General features: G+C 71.5%; 18 protein-coding genes and 1 pseudogene. 13 read left to right on the plus strand and 6 right to left on the minus strand.

Annotation, left to right across the window (positions count from 1 at the left end; all coding sequences use genetic code 11):
- Positions 1–67 precede the first annotated feature (67 nt).
- Positions 68–586, minus strand: a pseudogene (locus tag I4I82_RS02180) (HoxN/HupN/NixA family nickel/cobalt transporter); the annotation flags it as partial.
- Positions 587–626: 40 nt separating this feature from the next.
- On the opposite strand from I4I82_RS02180, the gene I4I82_RS02185 reads away from it, so the two are divergent.
- Positions 627–932: an integrase core domain-containing protein gene (locus I4I82_RS02185; protein ID WP_372451707.1), complete on the plus strand. Its 306-nt coding sequence runs from the start codon at positions 627–629 to the stop codon at positions 930–932.
- Between the two features lie 115 nt (positions 933–1,047).
- Here I4I82_RS02185 and I4I82_RS02190 read toward each other — a convergent pair whose 3' ends face one another.
- Complete coding sequence (locus tag I4I82_RS02190; protein ID WP_218595037.1) at positions 1,048–1,800, minus strand: cytochrome c biogenesis CcdA family protein; 753 nt, start codon at positions 1,798–1,800, stop codon at positions 1,048–1,050.
- 123 nt (positions 1,801–1,923) lie between these two features.
- On the opposite strand from I4I82_RS02190, the gene I4I82_RS02195 reads away from it, so the two are divergent.
- Genes I4I82_RS02195 through I4I82_RS02240 form a run of 11 tightly spaced genes read left to right on the plus strand, consistent with a single transcriptional unit; the run spans position 1,924 to position 9,607 of the window.
- Entirely contained in the window at positions 1,924–2,628 is a 705-nt protein-coding gene (locus I4I82_RS02195) for an ABC transporter ATP-binding protein (RefSeq protein WP_218595038.1), read from the plus strand.
- Complete coding sequence (locus I4I82_RS02200; RefSeq protein WP_218595039.1) at positions 2,625–3,305, plus strand: heme exporter protein CcmB; 681 nt, start codon at positions 2,625–2,627, stop codon at positions 3,303–3,305. The genes I4I82_RS02195 and I4I82_RS02200 overlap by 4 nt, the downstream gene beginning before the upstream one ends.
- Positions 3,302–4,060 carry a cytochrome c biogenesis protein CcsA gene (ccsA, locus tag I4I82_RS02205; RefSeq protein ID WP_218595040.1) on the plus strand — a complete coding sequence of 253 codons (759 nt, stop codon included), beginning with the start codon at positions 3,302–3,304 and terminating at the stop codon, positions 4,058–4,060. Before I4I82_RS02200 ends, ccsA begins: the two co-directional genes overlap by 4 nt.
- On the plus strand, positions 4,053–4,175 hold the full coding sequence (locus tag I4I82_RS34355) for a hypothetical protein (protein WP_267460568.1): 123 nt from the start codon (positions 4,053–4,055) through the stop codon (positions 4,173–4,175). Before ccsA ends, I4I82_RS34355 begins: the two co-directional genes overlap by 8 nt.
- A complete protein-coding gene (locus tag I4I82_RS02210) occupies positions 4,172–4,615 on the plus strand; it encodes a cytochrome c maturation protein CcmE (RefSeq protein ID WP_218595041.1) in 444 nt (147 codons plus the stop codon). The genes I4I82_RS34355 and I4I82_RS02210 overlap by 4 nt, the downstream gene beginning before the upstream one ends.
- Positions 4,612–6,591 (plus strand): heme lyase CcmF/NrfE family subunit, encoded by a 1,980-nt coding sequence (locus I4I82_RS02215; RefSeq protein WP_218595042.1) that lies wholly within the window; start codon positions 4,612–4,614, stop codon positions 6,589–6,591. Before I4I82_RS02210 ends, I4I82_RS02215 begins: the two co-directional genes overlap by 4 nt.
- The gene (locus I4I82_RS02220; protein ID WP_218595043.1) at positions 6,584–7,075 is read left to right on the plus strand and encodes a cytochrome c-type biogenesis protein; all 492 of its coding nucleotides are present in this window, start codon (positions 6,584–6,586) and stop codon (positions 7,073–7,075) included. Before I4I82_RS02215 ends, I4I82_RS02220 begins: the two co-directional genes overlap by 8 nt.
- Complete coding sequence (locus tag I4I82_RS02225; RefSeq protein WP_218595044.1) at positions 7,072–7,893, plus strand: tetratricopeptide repeat protein; 822 nt, start codon at positions 7,072–7,074, stop codon at positions 7,891–7,893. Before I4I82_RS02220 ends, I4I82_RS02225 begins: the two co-directional genes overlap by 4 nt.
- Positions 7,890–8,546, plus strand: coding sequence for a TlpA family protein disulfide reductase (locus I4I82_RS02230; RefSeq protein WP_218595045.1), 657 nt, complete (start codon positions 7,890–7,892; stop codon positions 8,544–8,546). The genes I4I82_RS02225 and I4I82_RS02230 overlap by 4 nt, the downstream gene beginning before the upstream one ends.
- Positions 8,546–9,208, plus strand: a complete 663-nt coding sequence (locus tag I4I82_RS02235; protein ID WP_218595046.1) for a TlpA family protein disulfide reductase — start codon at positions 8,546–8,548, stop codon at positions 9,206–9,208. Before I4I82_RS02230 ends, I4I82_RS02235 begins: the two co-directional genes overlap by 1 nt.
- A gap of 18 nt (positions 9,209–9,226) precedes the next feature.
- A complete protein-coding gene (locus I4I82_RS02240; RefSeq protein ID WP_218595047.1) occupies positions 9,227–9,607 on the plus strand; it encodes a hypothetical protein in 381 nt (126 codons plus the stop codon).
- A gap of 6 nt (positions 9,608–9,613) precedes the next feature.
- Here the strand turns inward: I4I82_RS02240 and I4I82_RS02245 are convergent, their stop codons facing one another.
- Positions 9,614–10,420 carry a CPBP family intramembrane glutamic endopeptidase gene (locus I4I82_RS02245; protein ID WP_226369829.1) on the minus strand — a complete coding sequence of 269 codons (807 nt, stop codon included), beginning with the start codon at positions 10,418–10,420 and terminating at the stop codon, positions 9,614–9,616.
- 344 nt (positions 10,421–10,764) lie between these two features.
- Here I4I82_RS02245 and I4I82_RS02250 point away from each other — a divergent pair, with 344 nt between their 5' ends.
- Positions 10,765–11,118 (plus strand): L,D-transpeptidase, encoded by a 354-nt coding sequence (locus tag I4I82_RS02250; RefSeq protein WP_226369830.1) that lies wholly within the window; start codon positions 10,765–10,767, stop codon positions 11,116–11,118.
- A gap of 227 nt (positions 11,119–11,345) precedes the next feature.
- Here the strand turns inward: I4I82_RS02250 and mptB are convergent, their stop codons facing one another.
- From mptB to I4I82_RS02265, 3 genes are all read right to left on the minus strand, one after another.
- On the minus strand, positions 11,346–12,821 hold the full coding sequence (mptB, locus tag I4I82_RS02255) for a polyprenol phosphomannose-dependent alpha 1,6 mannosyltransferase MptB (RefSeq protein WP_226369831.1): 1,476 nt from the start codon (positions 12,819–12,821) through the stop codon (positions 11,346–11,348).
- 438 nt (positions 12,822–13,259) lie between these two features.
- The gene (locus I4I82_RS02260) at positions 13,260–13,991 is read right to left on the minus strand and encodes a DUF305 domain-containing protein (protein WP_218595050.1); all 732 of its coding nucleotides are present in this window, start codon (positions 13,989–13,991) and stop codon (positions 13,260–13,262) included.
- The gene (locus I4I82_RS02265) at positions 13,988–14,725 is read right to left on the minus strand and encodes a thioredoxin-like domain-containing protein (protein ID WP_372451721.1); all 738 of its coding nucleotides are present in this window, start codon (positions 14,723–14,725) and stop codon (positions 13,988–13,990) included. Before I4I82_RS02265 ends, I4I82_RS02260 begins: the two co-directional genes overlap by 4 nt.
- Positions 14,726–17,232: the final 2,507 nt, after the last annotated feature.

A 17,232-nucleotide genomic window follows, 5' to 3' on the forward strand; every position in this document is an offset into this window, starting at 1 on the left:
CACCGGCCTGTTGCTCGAACCGCTCGTGGCGGTCAGTGGCCCCGGGCTCGGGGTTGCCCGGGCTGGTGGCGGTGCTGTAGCGCTCCTCGATACGGCCGAGCTTCCAGATCGCCAACGCGACGAGCCAGGTGATCACGAACAGGGCAACGACGGTGTAGCCGACGTAGTTCAGGTCGAGGGTGCCGATGGCGGCCAACGGACCGGTGTCGATGCCGAGCCTCTCCACAAGCAACCCGATCAGCACCATCACGCCGACGACCAGTGCGACGACGACAGAGAGCACGGTGACGGTCAGGTTGTAGAAGACCTTCCGCACGGGCTTGAGGAACGCCCAGCCGTAAGCGCGGGCCATGAAGATGCCATCGGCGGTGTCGAACAGGCTCATCCCGGCGGCGAAGAGCACCGGCAGGACGAGGATGGCGTACCAGGGCAGGGTGAGCGCCGAGCCGGCGGCGAGCACGAGCAGGGCGACCTGGGTGGCCGTGTCGAATCCCAGTCCCATGAGCAGCCCGACCGGGTACATGTGCCAGGGCTTGCTCACCCGTCGCATCACCCGCCCAAGCAGCCGGGCCAGGAAGCCGCGGTTGTGAGATCTCTCGGAATTGATACACCACTCGGACCGTAGAGTGCAATATGTTGCCGTACGCTACGGGGAGAGGCTCGCCGAAGTCGATGCGGTCGCTTCTGTCGGGTCGGTCGGTGATTCCTACGATAATGCGATGGCGGAGGCGTTCAACTCGCTGTTCAAGGCCGAACTGGTCCGAAACCGAGGGCCGTGGCGCGGCACCGACGACCTCGAGCTTGCCATTGCGGAGTACATCGACTGGTACAACCACCGACGCCTACACGGCGAACTCGGCCTGATCCCACCGGTCGAGCGCGAGGCCCAACACGCCGACACCGACACCGCCCGGCAGCCCGCCAGAGCGTGAGAACCGAGCCTCCACCAAACCCGGCACTTCACACTTCTCGGGCGCGGCGCATCGGTGATCCGGTCGAACTCGGCGGCGATCCGCCCACCATTCGATGGGGGCTGGGTGGGAGACGCTAGATCGGGGGCCATTGCAACCGTGCATACACCGAGAGCATCCGGCTCATGATCAGCGTCCAGCCGCCCGTCATCATCAGTACCCCGGTGATCGCCAGGCCGATCCCACCGGCAATCTCGATCCACCGGGCGTGGTTACGGAGCCAGCGGAAACGGTCGCGCCCCCGCGCCACGCCTGCGGCCAGGACCAGGAACGGCGCGCCGAGCCCGAGGGCGTAGGCCAGCAGCAGTACGGCGCCTCGCCCCGGGTCGGCCGAGCCCGCCACCGCGGTCAGGATGGACGCCAGCACCGGCCCGACGCACGGCGTCCAGGCGAACGCGAACGCCGCGCCCAGCGGGAACGCACCTCCCGGTCCGGTGCCGATTGCAGTCAGCTCGAACCGGGCCTGTCGCTGGAGCAACGGAATCCGCAGCAGACCGGTCATGGCCAGGCCCAGCACGACCACGACGGCACCGCCGACGAGGTTGATGATGCCGAGGTTCTGCCGCAGCAGCAGCCCCAGCGCCGACGCCGTGGCGCCCAGCACTGTGAACACCGTCGCGAACCCGGCGACGAACAACCCGGCGCCGAGCCGGACACGCCGCCGCTGCGCGAGGCCGAGCGTGCTCGCAGGCGCACCGACACCGGACGGCGCGCCGCACAGCGCGGACACGTAGGACACGTAGCCGGGCAGCAGCGGCAGCACGCACGGGGAGCTGAACGACACCGCCCCTGCCACCAGAGCCAGCGAGACCAGCGCGAACAGTTCCACGGCCGCTCCCTCCGATACCGACCCATACGCGCTCCGACCCGGTCGCGCGCCCGGAACTTCTACACGTCATAGTAGGGACACTCAGAGTAGAAGCTGCATGCGATGGGCCGAACCGGGGACGACATGGCACACACTGGACCCTCCACCGCGCGAGCCGCGCTCGCGGACGCGGCGGCAGGCGCCTGGGCGGTGCGCCTGGACGGGGTGGCGGTGACCGTCCACCGAGCACCGGTGCTGCGCGACCTGGACCTGCGGCTGCCCGCCGGTGCGGTGCTCGGCGTGCTCGGGGCCAACGGATCCGGTAAGACCACGCTGCTGCGATTGCTCGCCACCCTGGCCGTTCCCTCGGCCGGGCGGGCCGAGGTCCTCGGCCACGAGCTCGGCGGACCCGGTGTCACGGACATACGCACTCGCATCGCCATGGTCGGCCATTTCCCGGCGCTCTACCCGCAGCTCACCCTGGCCGAGAACCTGCGCTTCGTCGCCCGGCTGACCGGCCGCAGCGACGAGGCCGCGGACCGAGCGCTGGCCGCGGTCGGGCTCGCCGGCGCCGCCGCCCGCCGCGCGGAGAGCTGCTCGCAGGGCATGGCGCGGCGCGCCGACCTGGCCAGGGTGCTGCTGACCGAGCCGTCGCTGCTGCTGCTCGACGAGGTGCACGCGGGCCTGGACCACGGCGCCGCCGACCTGGTCGACCACCTCGTCGGGCAGGTACGGACGCGCGGCGGGACCTGCGTGCTGGTCTCCCACGAACCGGAGCGGCTCGCCGGGTTGTGCGACCGGCTGGTCCGGATCGTCGACGGGCAGGCACTCCCTGAGGTGGCGCAATGACCACGCCACTCGTCGCCCCGCTCACCCAGTGCCTGGCACTGGCCGCCAAGGACCTGCGCCTGGAACGCCGGGCCGGGGAGGCGATGCTGGTCACCGCGCCGTTCGGCGCGGTGGCGCTGCTGCTCGCCCCGCTGGCCGTCGGTACCGACACCCCGCTGCTGCGCCAGCTGGGCCCGGCCCTGTACTGGCTGGTGGTGCTGCTGTTCGGGGTACTGGTGACGATGCGCGCCAGCGCCGTCGACGGCCCCGCGCAACTGGCCATGCTGCGGCTGGCCGGGGTCAGCCCGCGGGTGCGCCTGGCCGGCCGGGCGCTGGCCAACGGGGTGCTGCTGCTGGGGTTCCAGCTGGTGCTGGCGCCGGTGGCGGTGCTGCTCTACGACCCCGACCTCACCGGCTGGCCGTGGCTGCTGCCGGTGTTCGTGCTAGTTGCCGCCGGATTGGCGGTGCTCGGCGCCCTCGCCGACGCGCTCGCCGTCGGTCTGGCCGGCCGGACCACGCTGGGCCCGCTGCTGGTCGCGCCGATCGCGGTACCGCTGCTGCTCGGGGCCACCGGCGTCGTGCAGGCCACCGATTACGGACGGTCACCGTGGCCGTGGCTGCTGCTCGTGACCACCGTCGATCTCGTCGCCGCGCTGCTGGCCGCGTGGTGCGCCCGCTACCTGGAGGACCTGGCATGACACCACTGACCACTCCACCCGGCCCGGTGTTCGGTCGCCGGTTACCGCTGGTCGTCGGCGTGGCTGCCGCCGCCGGCGTGACCGCGGCCGTGCTGTCACCGCCCGACGTCGTCCAGGGTGACCTGGTGCGGTTGCTGTACGTGCACGTGCCCGCCGCCTGGACGGCCTTCCTCGGCTACGGGATCACGTTCGCCGCCAGCCTGGGCTGGCTGTGGCGGCGCCGCCCGGGGATGGACCGGCTGGCCGCGGCCAGTGCCGAGGTCGGGGTGTTCTTCACCGCGCTGGCCATCGCGCTGGGCTCGATCTGGGGCCGCCCGACCTGGGGGGTGTGGTGGACCTGGGACGCGCGGTTGGTCACCACGGCGCTGATGCTGTTCATCTATCTCGGCTACCTGGCGCTGCGCCGGGCCACCCCCGACCCGCTCGACCGCGCCAAGCGGTCCGCGGTGTTCGGGGTGGTGGCGTTCGCGCAGGTGCCGCTCGTGCACTTCTCCGTGGTGTGGTGGCGGACCCTGCACCAGCCGCCCTCGGTCATCCGGCCCGGCGGCCCGACCATGGACCCCTCGATGCTGCTCGTGCTGCTCGGGAACGCCGTGGTGTTCACCCTGCTCTACGCGTTGATGGTGCGCGCACGGACCCGGATGGCGGCGGTGGAGGACGCGCTCGACGACGCCCGGGACGACGAACCGCTCGCCGGGAACGCGGTGGCCGCGCCGATGCTGAGCACCACCGGATCGGAGAAGACCGATGTCTGAGTGGGCGTGGGTGATCCTCGGCTACGGCACGACCGCCGTCGCCGTGACGGGCTACCTCCTCGTGCTGGCGTGCCGAGCCGCCGCGTTGCGACGTCGAGCAGGTGGCCGGACATGACCGCGTCGGGCACGGCCCCGCGCGGGGTCGTCAACCGCTACCGGCTGCTCGCGCTCGTCGCGCTGGGCGCGGTGGCGGTGCTGGTCGGGATGCTCGTGTTCGGCAACCTCAACCGCAACCTGGTGTACTACCTCACCCCCGACGAGGCCGTGGCCCGCCAGGCGGACTATCCGGACGGACGCCGGTTCCAGCTCGGCGGGCTCGTCGTCGAGGGAAGCGTGGCGACCATCCCGCAGGGCGTGTCGTTCACCGTCAGCTCCGACATCGGGCCCGCGGGCGTGGAGGTCCCGGTGATCTTCGAAGGCGCGCCGGCCCAGCTGTTCGGCTCCGGGATCGGCGTCGTCCTGGAGGGTTCCTGGCGGGCGGGGACGTTCACCTCCGACACCATGAAGGTCAAGCACGACGAGAACTACCGACCCGCCGAGCAGGGCACGACGTGACGACACTGGTCCCGGGCGCCGGATGGGCGGGCGCGATGCTCGGCCTGGCCGGCTCGATCGTGCTCGGCGTTCTGGGCCTGCGCGCGCAGCGCCGCCCCGACGCGGTGCGCCGCCGGCAGTTGCAGGCGGGCGTGTGGTGCATGCTCGGCGGCGCGGTGCTCGCGATGGCCGCGCTCGAGGTCGCGCTGCTGACCGACAACTTCGCGATGTCCTACGTGGCCGAGACCCACTCCCGGGCCACCCCGCTGCTGTTCACCATCACCAGCGCGTGGGCCGCCCTGGACGGCAGCCTGGTGCTGTGGGCGCTGGTGCTCGCCGGCTACACGGCCGTCGTGGCGCGCGGGGTGCCCGACACCTCCGATCGCCTCGGCACCGGCGCACTGGGGCTGCTGGGTCTGGTCGCGGCGTTCTTCTTCGCGATGATCCTGCTGGCCGCGAACCCGTTCGAGATCCTCGCGAACCCGCCCGCCGATGGGCCCGGGCCCAACCCGATCCTGGCCGACAACTTCCTCATCGCCCTGCACCCGCCGATGCTCTACCTAGGCTACGTCGGGTTCACCGTGCCGTTCGCGTTCGCGATGTCGGCGCTGCTGCTGCGCGAGGGCGGTGTCGACTGGCTGCGCCGCACCCGGCGGGCCAACCTGGTGGCCTGGAGCTTCCTCACCGGCGGGTTGGTGCTCGGTGGCTGGTGGTCCTACGAGGTACTCGGCTGGGGCGGGTACTGGGCCTGGGACCCGGTGGAGAACGCCGCACTGATCCCGTGGCTGGTCGCCACCGCGTTCATCCACTCCTCGGTCGTCCAGGTCCGGCGCGGGATGCTGCAGGCCTGGAACTTCGTACTGGTCCTCGCCACGTTCGCGCTGACCATCCTGGGCACCTTCCTCACCCGCTCCTCGGTCGTGGTGTCGGTGCACAGCTTCAGCCAGTCCCCGATCGGACCGGCACTGCTGGCGTTCTTCGGCGTCGTCGTGGTCTTCGGGTTCACGCTGATCGCGCTGCGCGCCGAGCGCGTCGCATCGTTGTCGCGGCCGGAGTCGCTGGCCAGCCGCGAAGGCATGTTCCTGATCAACAACCTGCTGCTGAGCCTGTTCGCCTTCGTCGTGCTGCTCGGCACCACCTACCCGATCCTCGTCGAGGCCCTGACCGGGCAGCAGATGTCGGTCGGGCGGCCGTTCTTCGACCGGATGGCGGTGCCGCTGGGTTTCGCGCTGCTGCTCGCGATGGGCGTCGGCCCGGTCACCCCGTACCGGCAGGCGACCGTGGCGGTGCTGTGGGAGCGGCTGCGGATCCCGCTGCTGGCCGCCGCCGCCGCCTCGGTGGCCGTCGTGGCCGTCGGTGTCCGTTCCCCCGGGGTGGTCGGGATCGTCGGCATCGCCGCCGGGATCACCGCGTCCACGGTGCGCCAACTGCTGGTCACCGCACCCGCGCGGACCCCGGCCGGGCTGCTGCGGCTGGTCCGCGGGCAGCGCGGCCACTGGGGCGGGCAGCTGGCTCATCTGGGGGTCGCGCTGACCGCCGTGGTGATAGCTGTGTCCGGCGGGCTCGCCGAACGCACGACGGTCACCCTCGACCGCGGCGAGTCCGTCGAGTTCGCCGGGTACTCGGTGAGCTTCGAGATCAGCGAGCAACACCAGCAGCCCGACCGGTTGGTCACCGACGCGCACATCGTGCTGCGCTCGGGGGGCGAGGTGGTCCGGGTCGCGGAACCGCGGCTCAACTCCTTCCCCGGCCGGCCCCAGGCCGTCGGCAACCCGTCGGTCTGGTCCACCCCGGCGCAGGACATCTACGTCGCGCTCGGCGCTCTGACGCCCGAGCAGGTGACGCTCAACCTGTTCCGCTACCCGTTCATGGTGTGGCTGTGGGTGGCCGGTGCGCTCGTGGCCGCAGGCGGCTTCTGGGCGCTGGGCGGGCGGCGCCGTCCCGACCCGGTTGCGGCACGTGGAGAGCCCCGGACAGAGGTGAACATCGGTGTCTGACAAGCGCAGATCGCTCGCCGTCGCCGTCCTGACTCTCGCGCTGTTCACGGTCACGGTGGTGGCGCTGCTCACCTCGGCCCGCCCGGCTCCTGACCGGGCCCAGGATCTCGCGGAGGCCCTGCGGTGCCCGGTCTGCCAGAGCGTCTCGATCGCCGACTCCCCCTCGGAGCAGGCGGTCGCCATGCGGCAGGTCGTTGCCGAGCAGGTGGCGCAGGGCCGCAGCGACTCCGAGATCGTCGCGTTCTTCCAGGCCCGCTACGGGGACTGGGTACTGCTCGACCCGCCCACGCGGGGCGTGACGCTCGCGCTGTGGCTGGTGCCGCCGGTCGTCGCGGCGCTGGGGGCGGTGCTGATCGCGGCCCGGGTCCGGGCCCGTCCGCGCGCGGGCGCCGGGCCCGAGCTGGACGAGTCGGACCGGGCCCGCGTCGATGCCGCGGTGACCCGCGCCCGCACTGCGACCACCGGGCGGGAGGACCAGCCGTGAGTACCCTTGAGCTGCAGCTGCGCCAGCTCGCCGACCAGGCTGTGCGCGACATCGTCGAGCTCGACGAGCAGGTCGCCGCGGGCGAGATCACCGAAGCCGACGCACGACCGCTGCGCCGGCGCTACGAGGGCACCGCGGCCCGTGCCCTGTCCGCCCTGGACGCCCGCACCCCGACCTCCGGCCCGGACATGCCGGAGCCCGCCCGGCCGCCGCGCCCCCGGGGGTGGGGGCTCGCCTACACGATCGTCGGCGTCGTCGCCGTCCTGGTGACCCTGGTCCTGCTACCCGCATCGGTGATCGACCGCCCGGTCGGCGGCTTCGTCACCGGCAACGAGATCGGCGAGGACGTGGGCCGTGGCATCGGCGCCGCACCGGCGTTGGACCCGAACACCGCCGTCACCGACCAGCAGTTGGAGGAGGTCGTGGCGGCCAACCCCGACGTCGTCGGGATGCGGCTGGCGCTGGCCGACCGCTACGTCGGCCAAGGGGACTACGCGGCCGCGATGCGACACTACCTCGACGCGCTGCGCCGCGAACCCGACAACGCCGCCGGGCTCGCCCGCCTCGGCTGGCTGCTGTTCCGGATCGACCAGCCCGTCGAGGCACTGGAGTCGGTACAGCAGGCCCTGGCCGTCGACCCGAACCTCGACGAGGCCCTCTGGTACCGCGCGAACATCCAGCTCGACGGCCTCGACGACCCGGACGGTGCGCTGACCAGCCTGCTCGTGCTCCAGGGCCGCGCGCTCGATCCCGAGACCGCCGCGCAGGTCGACGAGCTCACCGCGGAGGCCGAACGACGCGCGGCCGGCACCGGATGAGCGACCCGACCGGTATCGACGATGTGCTGGCGCCGTCCGGGCGGCGGCGGCTGTTCCGGGTCGCCGCCGTGCTGGTGGCACTGGTGGCGATCGGCACCGGCGCGGTGTTCGGCTCGCAGCTCGGCAGCGACCCCACGCTCGTCGACAGCCCGCTGATCGGCCGCCCCGCACCCGAGCTGACCCTGCCCCTGTTGGAGACCCCGGGCGAGCTGTCGCTGGCGGAGCTGCGCGGGCAGGTCGTCGTCGTCAACTTCTGGGCGTCGTGGTGTGTGGCCTGCCGGGAGGAACACGCCGCTCTGGTCGGGGCGGCCGACCAGTTCCGCGACGCCGGGGTCGTCTTCGTCGGCATCGACTACCAGGACACCGTCTCGGGCGCGACCGGATTCCTCGACGAGCTGGGCCGCGGCGGCGACAACTACCGCTACGTCACCGACACCGGTTCCCGGGCGGCGCTGGAGTTCGGGCTGTTCGGCGTGCCCGAGACGTTCGTCATCGACCGAGACGGCATGATCGTCTCCAAGATCACCGGAGCGACCACGCTGCCACTGCTGGCAGGGGCGTTGGACGCGGTGCTCGCGGGGCAGCGCCCGGGGACGCGGTCCGGTGGGCCGGTCCAGCCCGCGCCGGGGGCCCCGCTGGTCGGGGGCGGCTGATGCGCACGCTGTTGCGGTCCCCGGAGCTGCGCACGACGCTCGTGGTCGTGGTGCTCGCAGTGGCGGGGGTGTTCGCGCTGTGGCCCCGGTCAGATGCCCAGCCCGCCGGCGCTGCCACTCCGTGGTCGGTGGACGGCGCGGGGACGATGGCCGCCCCCGCCGGACCCGAGATCGACACGCTGCGGGCCGCCGCGGACCTGCGGCCCTGCCCCACCCCACAGCCAGGCGGGCCGCCGCCCGCCGGGCCGCTGGCCGGCATCGTCGTACCCTGTCTGGGCGGTCCGAACGAGGTCGACCTGGCCGCCGCCCTGGCCGGCCAGCCCGCGCTGCTCAACGTGTGGGCGTCGTGGTGCGGGCCGTGTCGCGCGGAGATCCCGGCCCTGGACGCCTACGCGAACCGTGCCGACGCGGTACCCGTGATCGGCATCGACGTCCGCGACGACGCCAGGGCGGCGTTGAGCCTGCTCGACGAGCTCGGTGCCCGCTACCCCTCGGTCGTCGACACCGACGGCGAGTTGTGGGCCGCCCTGCAGGTTCCGCTCGCCATCCCCACCAGCTACGTGCTGCGGGCCGACGGGTCGCTGCGGCGGGTGGGCCCGGTCGTGCTGCGCACCCCCGACGAGGTGGCGCAGGTCGTGCGGAGCAACCTCGCCGCCCCCTGATGCGAGCTCTGGAGTGAGATGTCGACCCTGCCCCCCGTCCCGCGCGGCAGCGCCACCGTCGTGGCCGTCACCTGGACCGCCGCCGGCGCGGTGCACCTGTGGATCGCGCTCGGCGCCGCAGGCGCGGCCGCTCTGGGGTTCGTCCTCGCCGCGGTGGCGTTCGCCGGTGCCGCTGCGATGCTCGCGGAGCCCCGCCCCGAGCTGCTGCTCGTCGCCGCCGTGGCCGGGGTAGTCGGGGTCGGTGCGTTCGCGCTGCCGCTGATCCTGCCGCTGATCGGTGTCGGTGACCCCGTCGCCGATCCCGTCGACCCGTGGGGCATCGGCGGTTTCCTCGTCGATGCGCTCACCGTCCGGTTCGCAGCCCTCGCGCTGCGGCGGGCGAGCCGCGCGCAGCCCTGACCCGCGCTACAGCCAGCCGACCTTACCGGCCAGCAGGGCGTAACCCAGGAACGCCACCACGTTGATCAACGTGTGCGCGCCGACGAGCATCCACAGCCGATTGGTGCGCTGCCAGACCCTTGCGAAGACCAGCCCCATCACCAGGTTGCCGACGAACCCACTCGCGCCCTGGTAGAGGTGGTAGCAACCGCGCAGGAACGCCGAGGCCAGCGCGGCACGGTTGGCCGACCACCCGAGCTGGCGCAGCCGGGTCAGCAGGTAGCCGACCTCGACGACCTCCTCGGCCCACGCGTTCGCCGCCGACGCGGCGACCAGCACCGGCAGCTCCCACCAGGTACCGCCCAGCGTCGTCGGCGCGATCGTCGCACTCAGACCGGCGGCCCGGGCGATCAGGTACAGGCCGAGACCCGGCACCCCGATCATAGCGGCGAGCCCCATCGCCCCGCCCAGATCGCGGCCGGGACGGGCGGCGTCCAGCCCCACCGACCGCAGCGCGAACCCGGCACGCAGCAGCAGGTAGGCGCCGAGCGCACCCCAGCCGACCAGCTGCAGCACCCGCACCAGCTGCAGCGTCAGATCGACCAGCTCGACGTCCGCGGCGGGAGCGTTGAGCACCACCTGCTGCTGCGCCAGCGGTGTCGGCGAGAGCACAGCGTCGACGAGGTTGAGCGCGCTGCGCAAGGCGGACAGACCGGTCGTCACGGTGAGCACCACGAGCAACTCGGTCAGGATCAGCCGCCGGTGCCGCGGGTCGACGACGACACGGGTAGCCGACGGAGGGGGAAGGAACCAGTCCCGCACGGTGCCCGCCACGGAGCCGACGCTATCGCCGGAGGCACCAGGCCGGTGACGGCACCCCTGGCCGGCCGGCGTCATGGCCCGCCGGCCGAGTGACACGCCAGGCACGGCTGAGGACCGCGGTGAGATTCGCCACGGCCGAGTTGACCTTTCGGCCATCACCTTCATCGGCTCCGCAGGGTTATCCGGTTGACACCATGAGGAGGAGTTCCATGCGCTCGCTCAGCCGGCTCCGCCATCGGGCTGCCATGGTCGGGCTGGTCGTGGCGATGCTGCTGTCGGCAGGTTCGGTAGCGCTCGCCGGGCCGATACCCGGGCCTCCCGTGCCCACGCCGCTCGTACCGGGCACCCCGTGCACCGTGTCAGCCAGGGCCTGCGCGGATCTGATCGGGCTGCAGGCCTGGCTGTTCCAGGACGGCCGGATCCTGCGCGGACCGGTCCCGATCAGCATCGGCGACGAGTTCGACCCCACCCCACCCGGCCGGTACGCCGTGGAATGGAAGGCCAAGGACTGGGTGAGCCGCGAGTACGGGACGCCCATGCCCTATTCGGTGTTCTTCGCCCCCGGCGGCATCGCGTTCCACGAGGGCAGCCTGCAGACCAGCTCCGCAGGGTGCATCCGCATGGAACGCGCCAACGCGGCGGCGTTCTTCGACCACCTCCAGGTGGGTGACGAGGTCCAGGTGCACAGCGACACCCCTGCGGTCGGGTAGCAGCCTCCGCATCCGAGGTCGAGGCTCGCCCTCGTAGGCGGTCGCAGCCACCGCTCGACCCGGCGCTCGACGACCAGCGACACCACTCGCTCACGATCACCGGGATCCGGGCCAGCGGTCCGTGGGTGCCCGGACCTGCCCTGGTGTCGGCCGGGAAGATCTACCCCGGCTCCCCAGCGGGTGTGGCGATCGCTCCGGAGAATCAGCCGCCGGGTGCTCGGCACCGCTCACAGCGGCGGTCGCGAACGGCGCGTCCTTGCGGGCTCTCGACGTGGCGAAGCGGGCGCGCGGGCTGCAGCGGCCAGGTGCAGCGGGTCCGGCCGCAGCAGCGAGACCGCCGCCAAGCCGGCGAGCAGCGCGCACACCGCCAGGTAGGGCCAGTTGTACAGCGCGGTCTCCCCGTCGGGGTAGTAGACGACGAGCAGCCACACCGAGCCGAACACCACGTACGCGAGTCCGCGCGGCGTCCAGGCCGTCATCGCCAACAGCGCCATGCCCCAGCTCACGTACCACGGCAGCATCGTCGGCGACAGCACGGCGACAGCGAGCAGCACGACGCCAGCCTGGCGGACGGCGTTGGGCCCTCCATCTCGGGCCGCCCACCACTGCCGGACAGCGATCACCAGCAGCACCGCCGCGCCGAGGATCCGCGCCACGTTCACGAACGGCTGCTTGTCGACCTCGGCGACGAGGTTGACGGCGGTGAACGCGAGCTCGCCGGCAGCGGTCGGCATCGACAACCAGTTCACGATCATCGACGGCGCGGACAGGGCGGGCAGCCAGCCCAGCCCGAACCCCGCGACGAGGGTCCAGAACGCGAACACGACACCGAATACGCCGAGCCCTGCCGCAGTCGCCTTCGCGAGCCGGACCCGCGACGAACCCGGGAGCCGGGCCGCCCACACGAGCACGAGGAACGGCAGCGCCACCCCTGCGGTGGCCTTGACCGCCATCGCGCACGTCACGAGCGCGATCGCGGTGACATGCCGCCCGCGCAGCGCGAACAAGCTGCCCGCGGCCAGCAGTCCGACGACCAGCAGGTCATTGTGGATCCCGCCGACCAAGTGGATCACCGTGACGGGATTCGCCACCGCAACCCACAGCGCTACCGGCACCCGCCCGCCCAGGCGCCGGGTGAGCTCGGGCAGCGCCCACACCAACAGCAGCAATCCGGACAGCAGGAGCAATCTCCACCCGACGACGCCGACGATCATGCTCTGTCCGGTGGCGGAGAACAGCCAGGCCATCCCTTTCGCGAGGAGGATGAACAGCGGCCCGTAGGGGGCCGGGGTGTCCTGCCAGAAGTAGTGCACGTTCTCGCTGAGCACATCCCCCAGAACATCGGGGCCGACCTGGTAGGGATCGTGGCCGCGCAGCGGCAGCGTTCCCTGGGCGAGGTAGCTGAAGACGTCGCGGGTGAACAGCGGCGGCGCCACCAGCATCGGTGCGAGCCACACCGCCGCGGTGCTCACCACCACGCGCCCGCTCACCCGATCCGCAAGGACGTCACGCCCCAGCCGCACCCACGCCCACACCAGGAGCCCGACGCCGAGGTACACCAGCGCCGTCGCCATCTCGCGGCCGTGCCCGTAGCGCCAGAAGCCCAGCACTGAGTTCGTCAGCACGGGATCCCGAACCAGTACCCCGCCCGCACCGAGCCCACCCAGGACCAGCAGCACCGAACCCGTGAGACCCAGCAGCACCGTGCGACGCGGCGGGCCGCCGAAGCGTGCGTGCCACCGCGGCGCAACGGGCGCAGACGCCTTGGGGAGGGACGCCCGTCCGTCGATCGGGGGGAAGGGCTGTGCGCTCACTGGTCACCCTGTCTTGTGTCGGTGATGCCGGTAGGCCGTCATCGGATGTGACTGAGGTAGCACCGGTGATCGTCCGCTGTGCTCGACGTTCGCCGTCCGCCGAGGTTGCGGCGCCGGTGGCGGATCGGGTCGTGCTGATGGATGACAGGGCTCCGCGCCGCGAGCGCCTCCAAGAGCGCGCGGGAGCCAGCGCGCTGCCACCGACGGCCGTGCCTGACTTGCGAGACAGCCACGCTGCCGACAGATGTCGCCGCCCCAGATGTTGGTTGACACCGAAGACGACACCGGAGGCGGACCCGAAACCCTCGGGCAAGGCGTCGAGGAGCATCAGCCCGGCAGCGGGGCTGCGCCCCGCTCGGCGAGCATCTGACGGATGGACTGACTTTCTGCGGTCTGGGCGGTGAGCATCTGGGCGGCCAGGTTCCGCACCTGCTGCCGCCCAGCCCGCTCGGCGGCGTAGCGCAACATCCCGGCGCCGCCTTCGTGATGACGCAGCATCAACTGCAGGAACAGCACATCGGCGGCTGGTCCGGTGCTCGCCCTGAGCCGGGCGAGATCCTCGGTCGAAGCCATCCCCGGCATCTGCGCCATGCCGTCTGTGGTGTGGCCCATGCCGAGCTCTGCGCTCATGTCCGACATCCACCGCATGTACCCGTTGACCGGAAACGCCGCTGCGTCCCACAAGGCGAGCCAGCCCTGCATCTGGCCGATCTGGGCGGTCTGGCCGGACTCGATGTCGAACGCGAGGGTGCGGACGGTCGGATCGCCGCTGTTATCGCGCGCCCAGCTGGCCATCTGCACAGCGTTGCGGTGATGCACGCTCATGTCCTGGGCGAACCCGATGTCGACCGAGTCCGCGTCCGGCACTCCCGTCTCCTCAGCGCCGGAGCGCCCGAGGAGCAGGCCTCCGGTTGCCGCCAGCAGCAACAGCGCCAGCACCGCACCCGCTGCGATCACCCTCCGGGCCCAGTGCGCCGGCCCGGCCGATTCGATCGACGATACGTCTACTGCTGTGGCGGCGCGGGTGTCAGCGCTGTCGGCAGGTGTCCGGCCGGTCATGATCCGCCTCCGATGGGCTCGTCTTCCGCGGTCTCGGACTCGGCCCGGACGCCGGGTTGCCCGGCCGCTGAGGCCGGTGGAGCAGGCTGGTAGGGCGGTGGAGCGTCCTGATCGAACTGGCCGGGCCCCAGCGCGTCACAGCTGGCCCCGTTTTCGGGGTGGGTGTTCGGGTTGGCGCGAAGCGCGGCCACGAACTGGTCGATACGGGGGTCGGCGGCGTCGGCGAGCTTGAGCTGATGCCCCCAGGACTGCAACGCGATCGGTTGGTCGAGACCCGGGTACGGTGACAGCGCCATGTACGGCCGGTCCTGAACACGGTCGGCGAGCTGCTCGAGGGTGGCACCGACGAGCTGGTCGGGGTTGTAGGCGATCCACACCGCACCGTGCTCCATCGAGTGCACCAGGTTCTCGCTACGCACCGGCTGGTCGTAGACCACGCCGGAGCAAGCGGCCCACGCCTGGTCATGCGCGCCACCGGTCGGTGGGGATTGAGTGTAGGCCACCTGTTCGGTTGGACCGACGTGCTGGCCGCCCTCGTAGGTCTGCTCGGAGACTCCCGGGATCTGGGTCGAGGGATCCTGGTTGGCCGCCGACGGAGTGAAGGCGGCGAGCGCCTCGGCACGCGCGTTGCCGGCCTGGGATTCCACGAGGGCGTAGCCGAAGACGCCGCTCGCGAACAGAACCACCACCAGGACGGCGGCGATCGTCCCCCATGGAGTGGACCGGCCGGTCACGAGCGAGGTCCTGGCCCGGTCCCGGCGGGTTCGCTTGCTCTGCTTTCCACTGACCATGATCTATTCCTCCTCACATTCGGCTCCGGCGACGGCAGGAGCAAGAGGGATGGCTGAGCAGCTCCTTGGAAGCTGCGTTTCTCGGCCACCAGGTGCAGTGCCTCGTGGCGTCGATTCTGATGCCCTTCGTGCACCCTTCATGTTTTCCAGGCGATCGTCGCCCGAGTGATCGGAGCCTGCAGCTGGTCCGGAGTAGGAATTGAAGGAGATCGCCTCGTTCGAAGTCGCCAACGACTCACGGCGGCGACCCGGCGAAGCCATCGGGGAAGGCACGCAGCTCAGTCGGAACTCAGCAGAATCGTGGCCGGCGACCGACCACTTCCTCACCGACGGATCAGCTGCATGGGCAGTGAACGGAACGAAAGACACATGCGAACGACGGCCCATCAAGCGCATTTCGGGCATCGCATCCTGGCGCCGGCGAGCCGCCAACCGTGCGCGGCTGTGACCGAGATTCCTTGGACCGGGCCGTAGAAATGCACAGGGTACAAGCCCTCGGAGTACCTGATGTCGCAGTCGGCACACCGCACTGTCCAGCACGCGCGCGTCGCGGTCCGGAGGGGCTCATCAGAGGAATCGTGCATCTCCCGGCCGTCGTCGGCGTGCCGCACGTTGCAGGGCACCTGTTCAGCTGCGATGCCGACCGGCGGCTCGAATCGCCGTGCCGCACGACGCGGTGCAGCGGCGAAGACGGCCGCTGCGATGACCCCGACGATGGCCAGCGGTATCCCGACGAACACCAGCACCGCCTCCGGGGTCCTCACCGTCGAGCCCTGCGGGCGCATGGAACTGCTTGGAGGTCTGTCACACAGTGAAGGTGCACGGCTACTCCGAGTACGGCGACCTGGGCATGGCTGTCGGACGACGAGGCGAACGGCGTCGAGCGGGACGCGTGGGAACCTGCACCGGCCTGTGGTCCGACCCCCTGGGCAGCACGTGCGGTCGCGTCAGGCGACGGCCAGCCTCGACGGAGGTCCACGGCGACGAAATTGGCAGGCCACGGGTCCAGGTACGGCTGCTGCGAGAGCGGCGGCGAACGGCTGCGTCGGTCGCGCGGGGACCGGGAGAGGGCGCCGCGGAAGCCGAAGCGCTCGCCACAACGCACGAGCCAGCAAGCACAGCGACTCCGCCCCAGCGACCCCGGCGATGATGAGCACGGCCAGCACCATCTGGAGCGGGAGCATCGCGCGGTCGCCGGAGTGCTCGGTCCCGTACGGGAGCACGGTCATCGCGGCATGCACGACAGGCTCGCTGACCAGCATGCCGCTGGCCGCGGCGAAGGGGCCCCGATGTCGGCCTGGCCGCGTCAGGCGCATCAGCCCCAGTGCGAATGCCGCCGCACCCAGAGTTGCTGTGTGCAGCGGGTGGCTCCCGGCCACAGCACCAGCAGCCAACGCAACCAGCAAGGTTGTTGCCGCCGCGAAAGCCGCGGTGTGCGTGTCGGGTGACGCGATGTCGGGGACCTGCCTCATCGCGCTGCCCTCCTCGCACTCGGCAGGCGGACCCCGGACCCGGCGTCAGGTCGATGCCCAGCAATGGGCGGTGCCGCACCGGGCGAGTCAGCGAACTGCACCCGGAATCCCCGGATGGGCCGCCTCGCTTCTACGCAGCATAGTAGGTGCACGGTCCGCCGGACCACGGGCCCGCGGGTTGGCGGGTGCACCTGCGGCTGTGCCACCGTTGCTGATCACCCAGTTCCGCACCCACTGCAGACCACCGCGCGAGCGCCGAGAGTGTCCGACGATGCTCGTCGCGCCTGGCCACCGCCCGCCGCTTCACGAACCGCGCGCAGTTCAGACAGATCGCCCCCCGGGCGAGCGCCAATCCAAAAAGATCGACCTCGGCGAACTCACCGGCAAACCCGACACCATCGGTTCCGACGTGGCGGTTCCGGCGTCAGCATCTGAACCTCAACCCCGCTGTACGCAGCAGACGCCGGTCAATGGTCAAACCAGCCGTCTTAAGACGTGATCACCGTACCGGCCGGCACTCAGGTCGGCCCCGCGATCGCCGGCGGGATCGTGCTGGTGCCTGCCTGTTGCGCCGAACTTGGCGTGCCGTTCCTCCTCGAACGCCCTGACACCGGCTGGGCCGTACGCACTGCCGCATGGTTGCACCGACGCCTTCGAGGATGCAGATCGCTGGCGGCGTCATGCTCATCCTGCTGGTGACCGGGCCTGGCGCGAGTTCGTCGCGTGGCTGCGCGGCCTATCGTCGGCTACGCCACCACTGATCGTCGTGCTCACCGTCGCCGGCCTTCGTCGCTTTCGGCCACGACCCGACGCCTACACCGGTGCGTCCGCCGAAACGAGGCCGGTCCTGGCTGAACGGCACGCACAACAGCCGAGCAACGCCCGCGGTCGGCCTGGCGATGGCCGACGAGCTCAACCCGTGCTGGGCCTCGCTTCGCGAACTCGGCAACGCCGTGCAGGCAGCCCTGGGGACACCCG

The sequence above is a fragment of the Pseudonocardia oceani genome, assembly GCF_019263585.2.
In the GTDB taxonomy this organism is placed as follows: domain Bacteria; phylum Actinomycetota; class Actinomycetes; order Mycobacteriales; family Pseudonocardiaceae; genus Pseudonocardia; species Pseudonocardia oceani.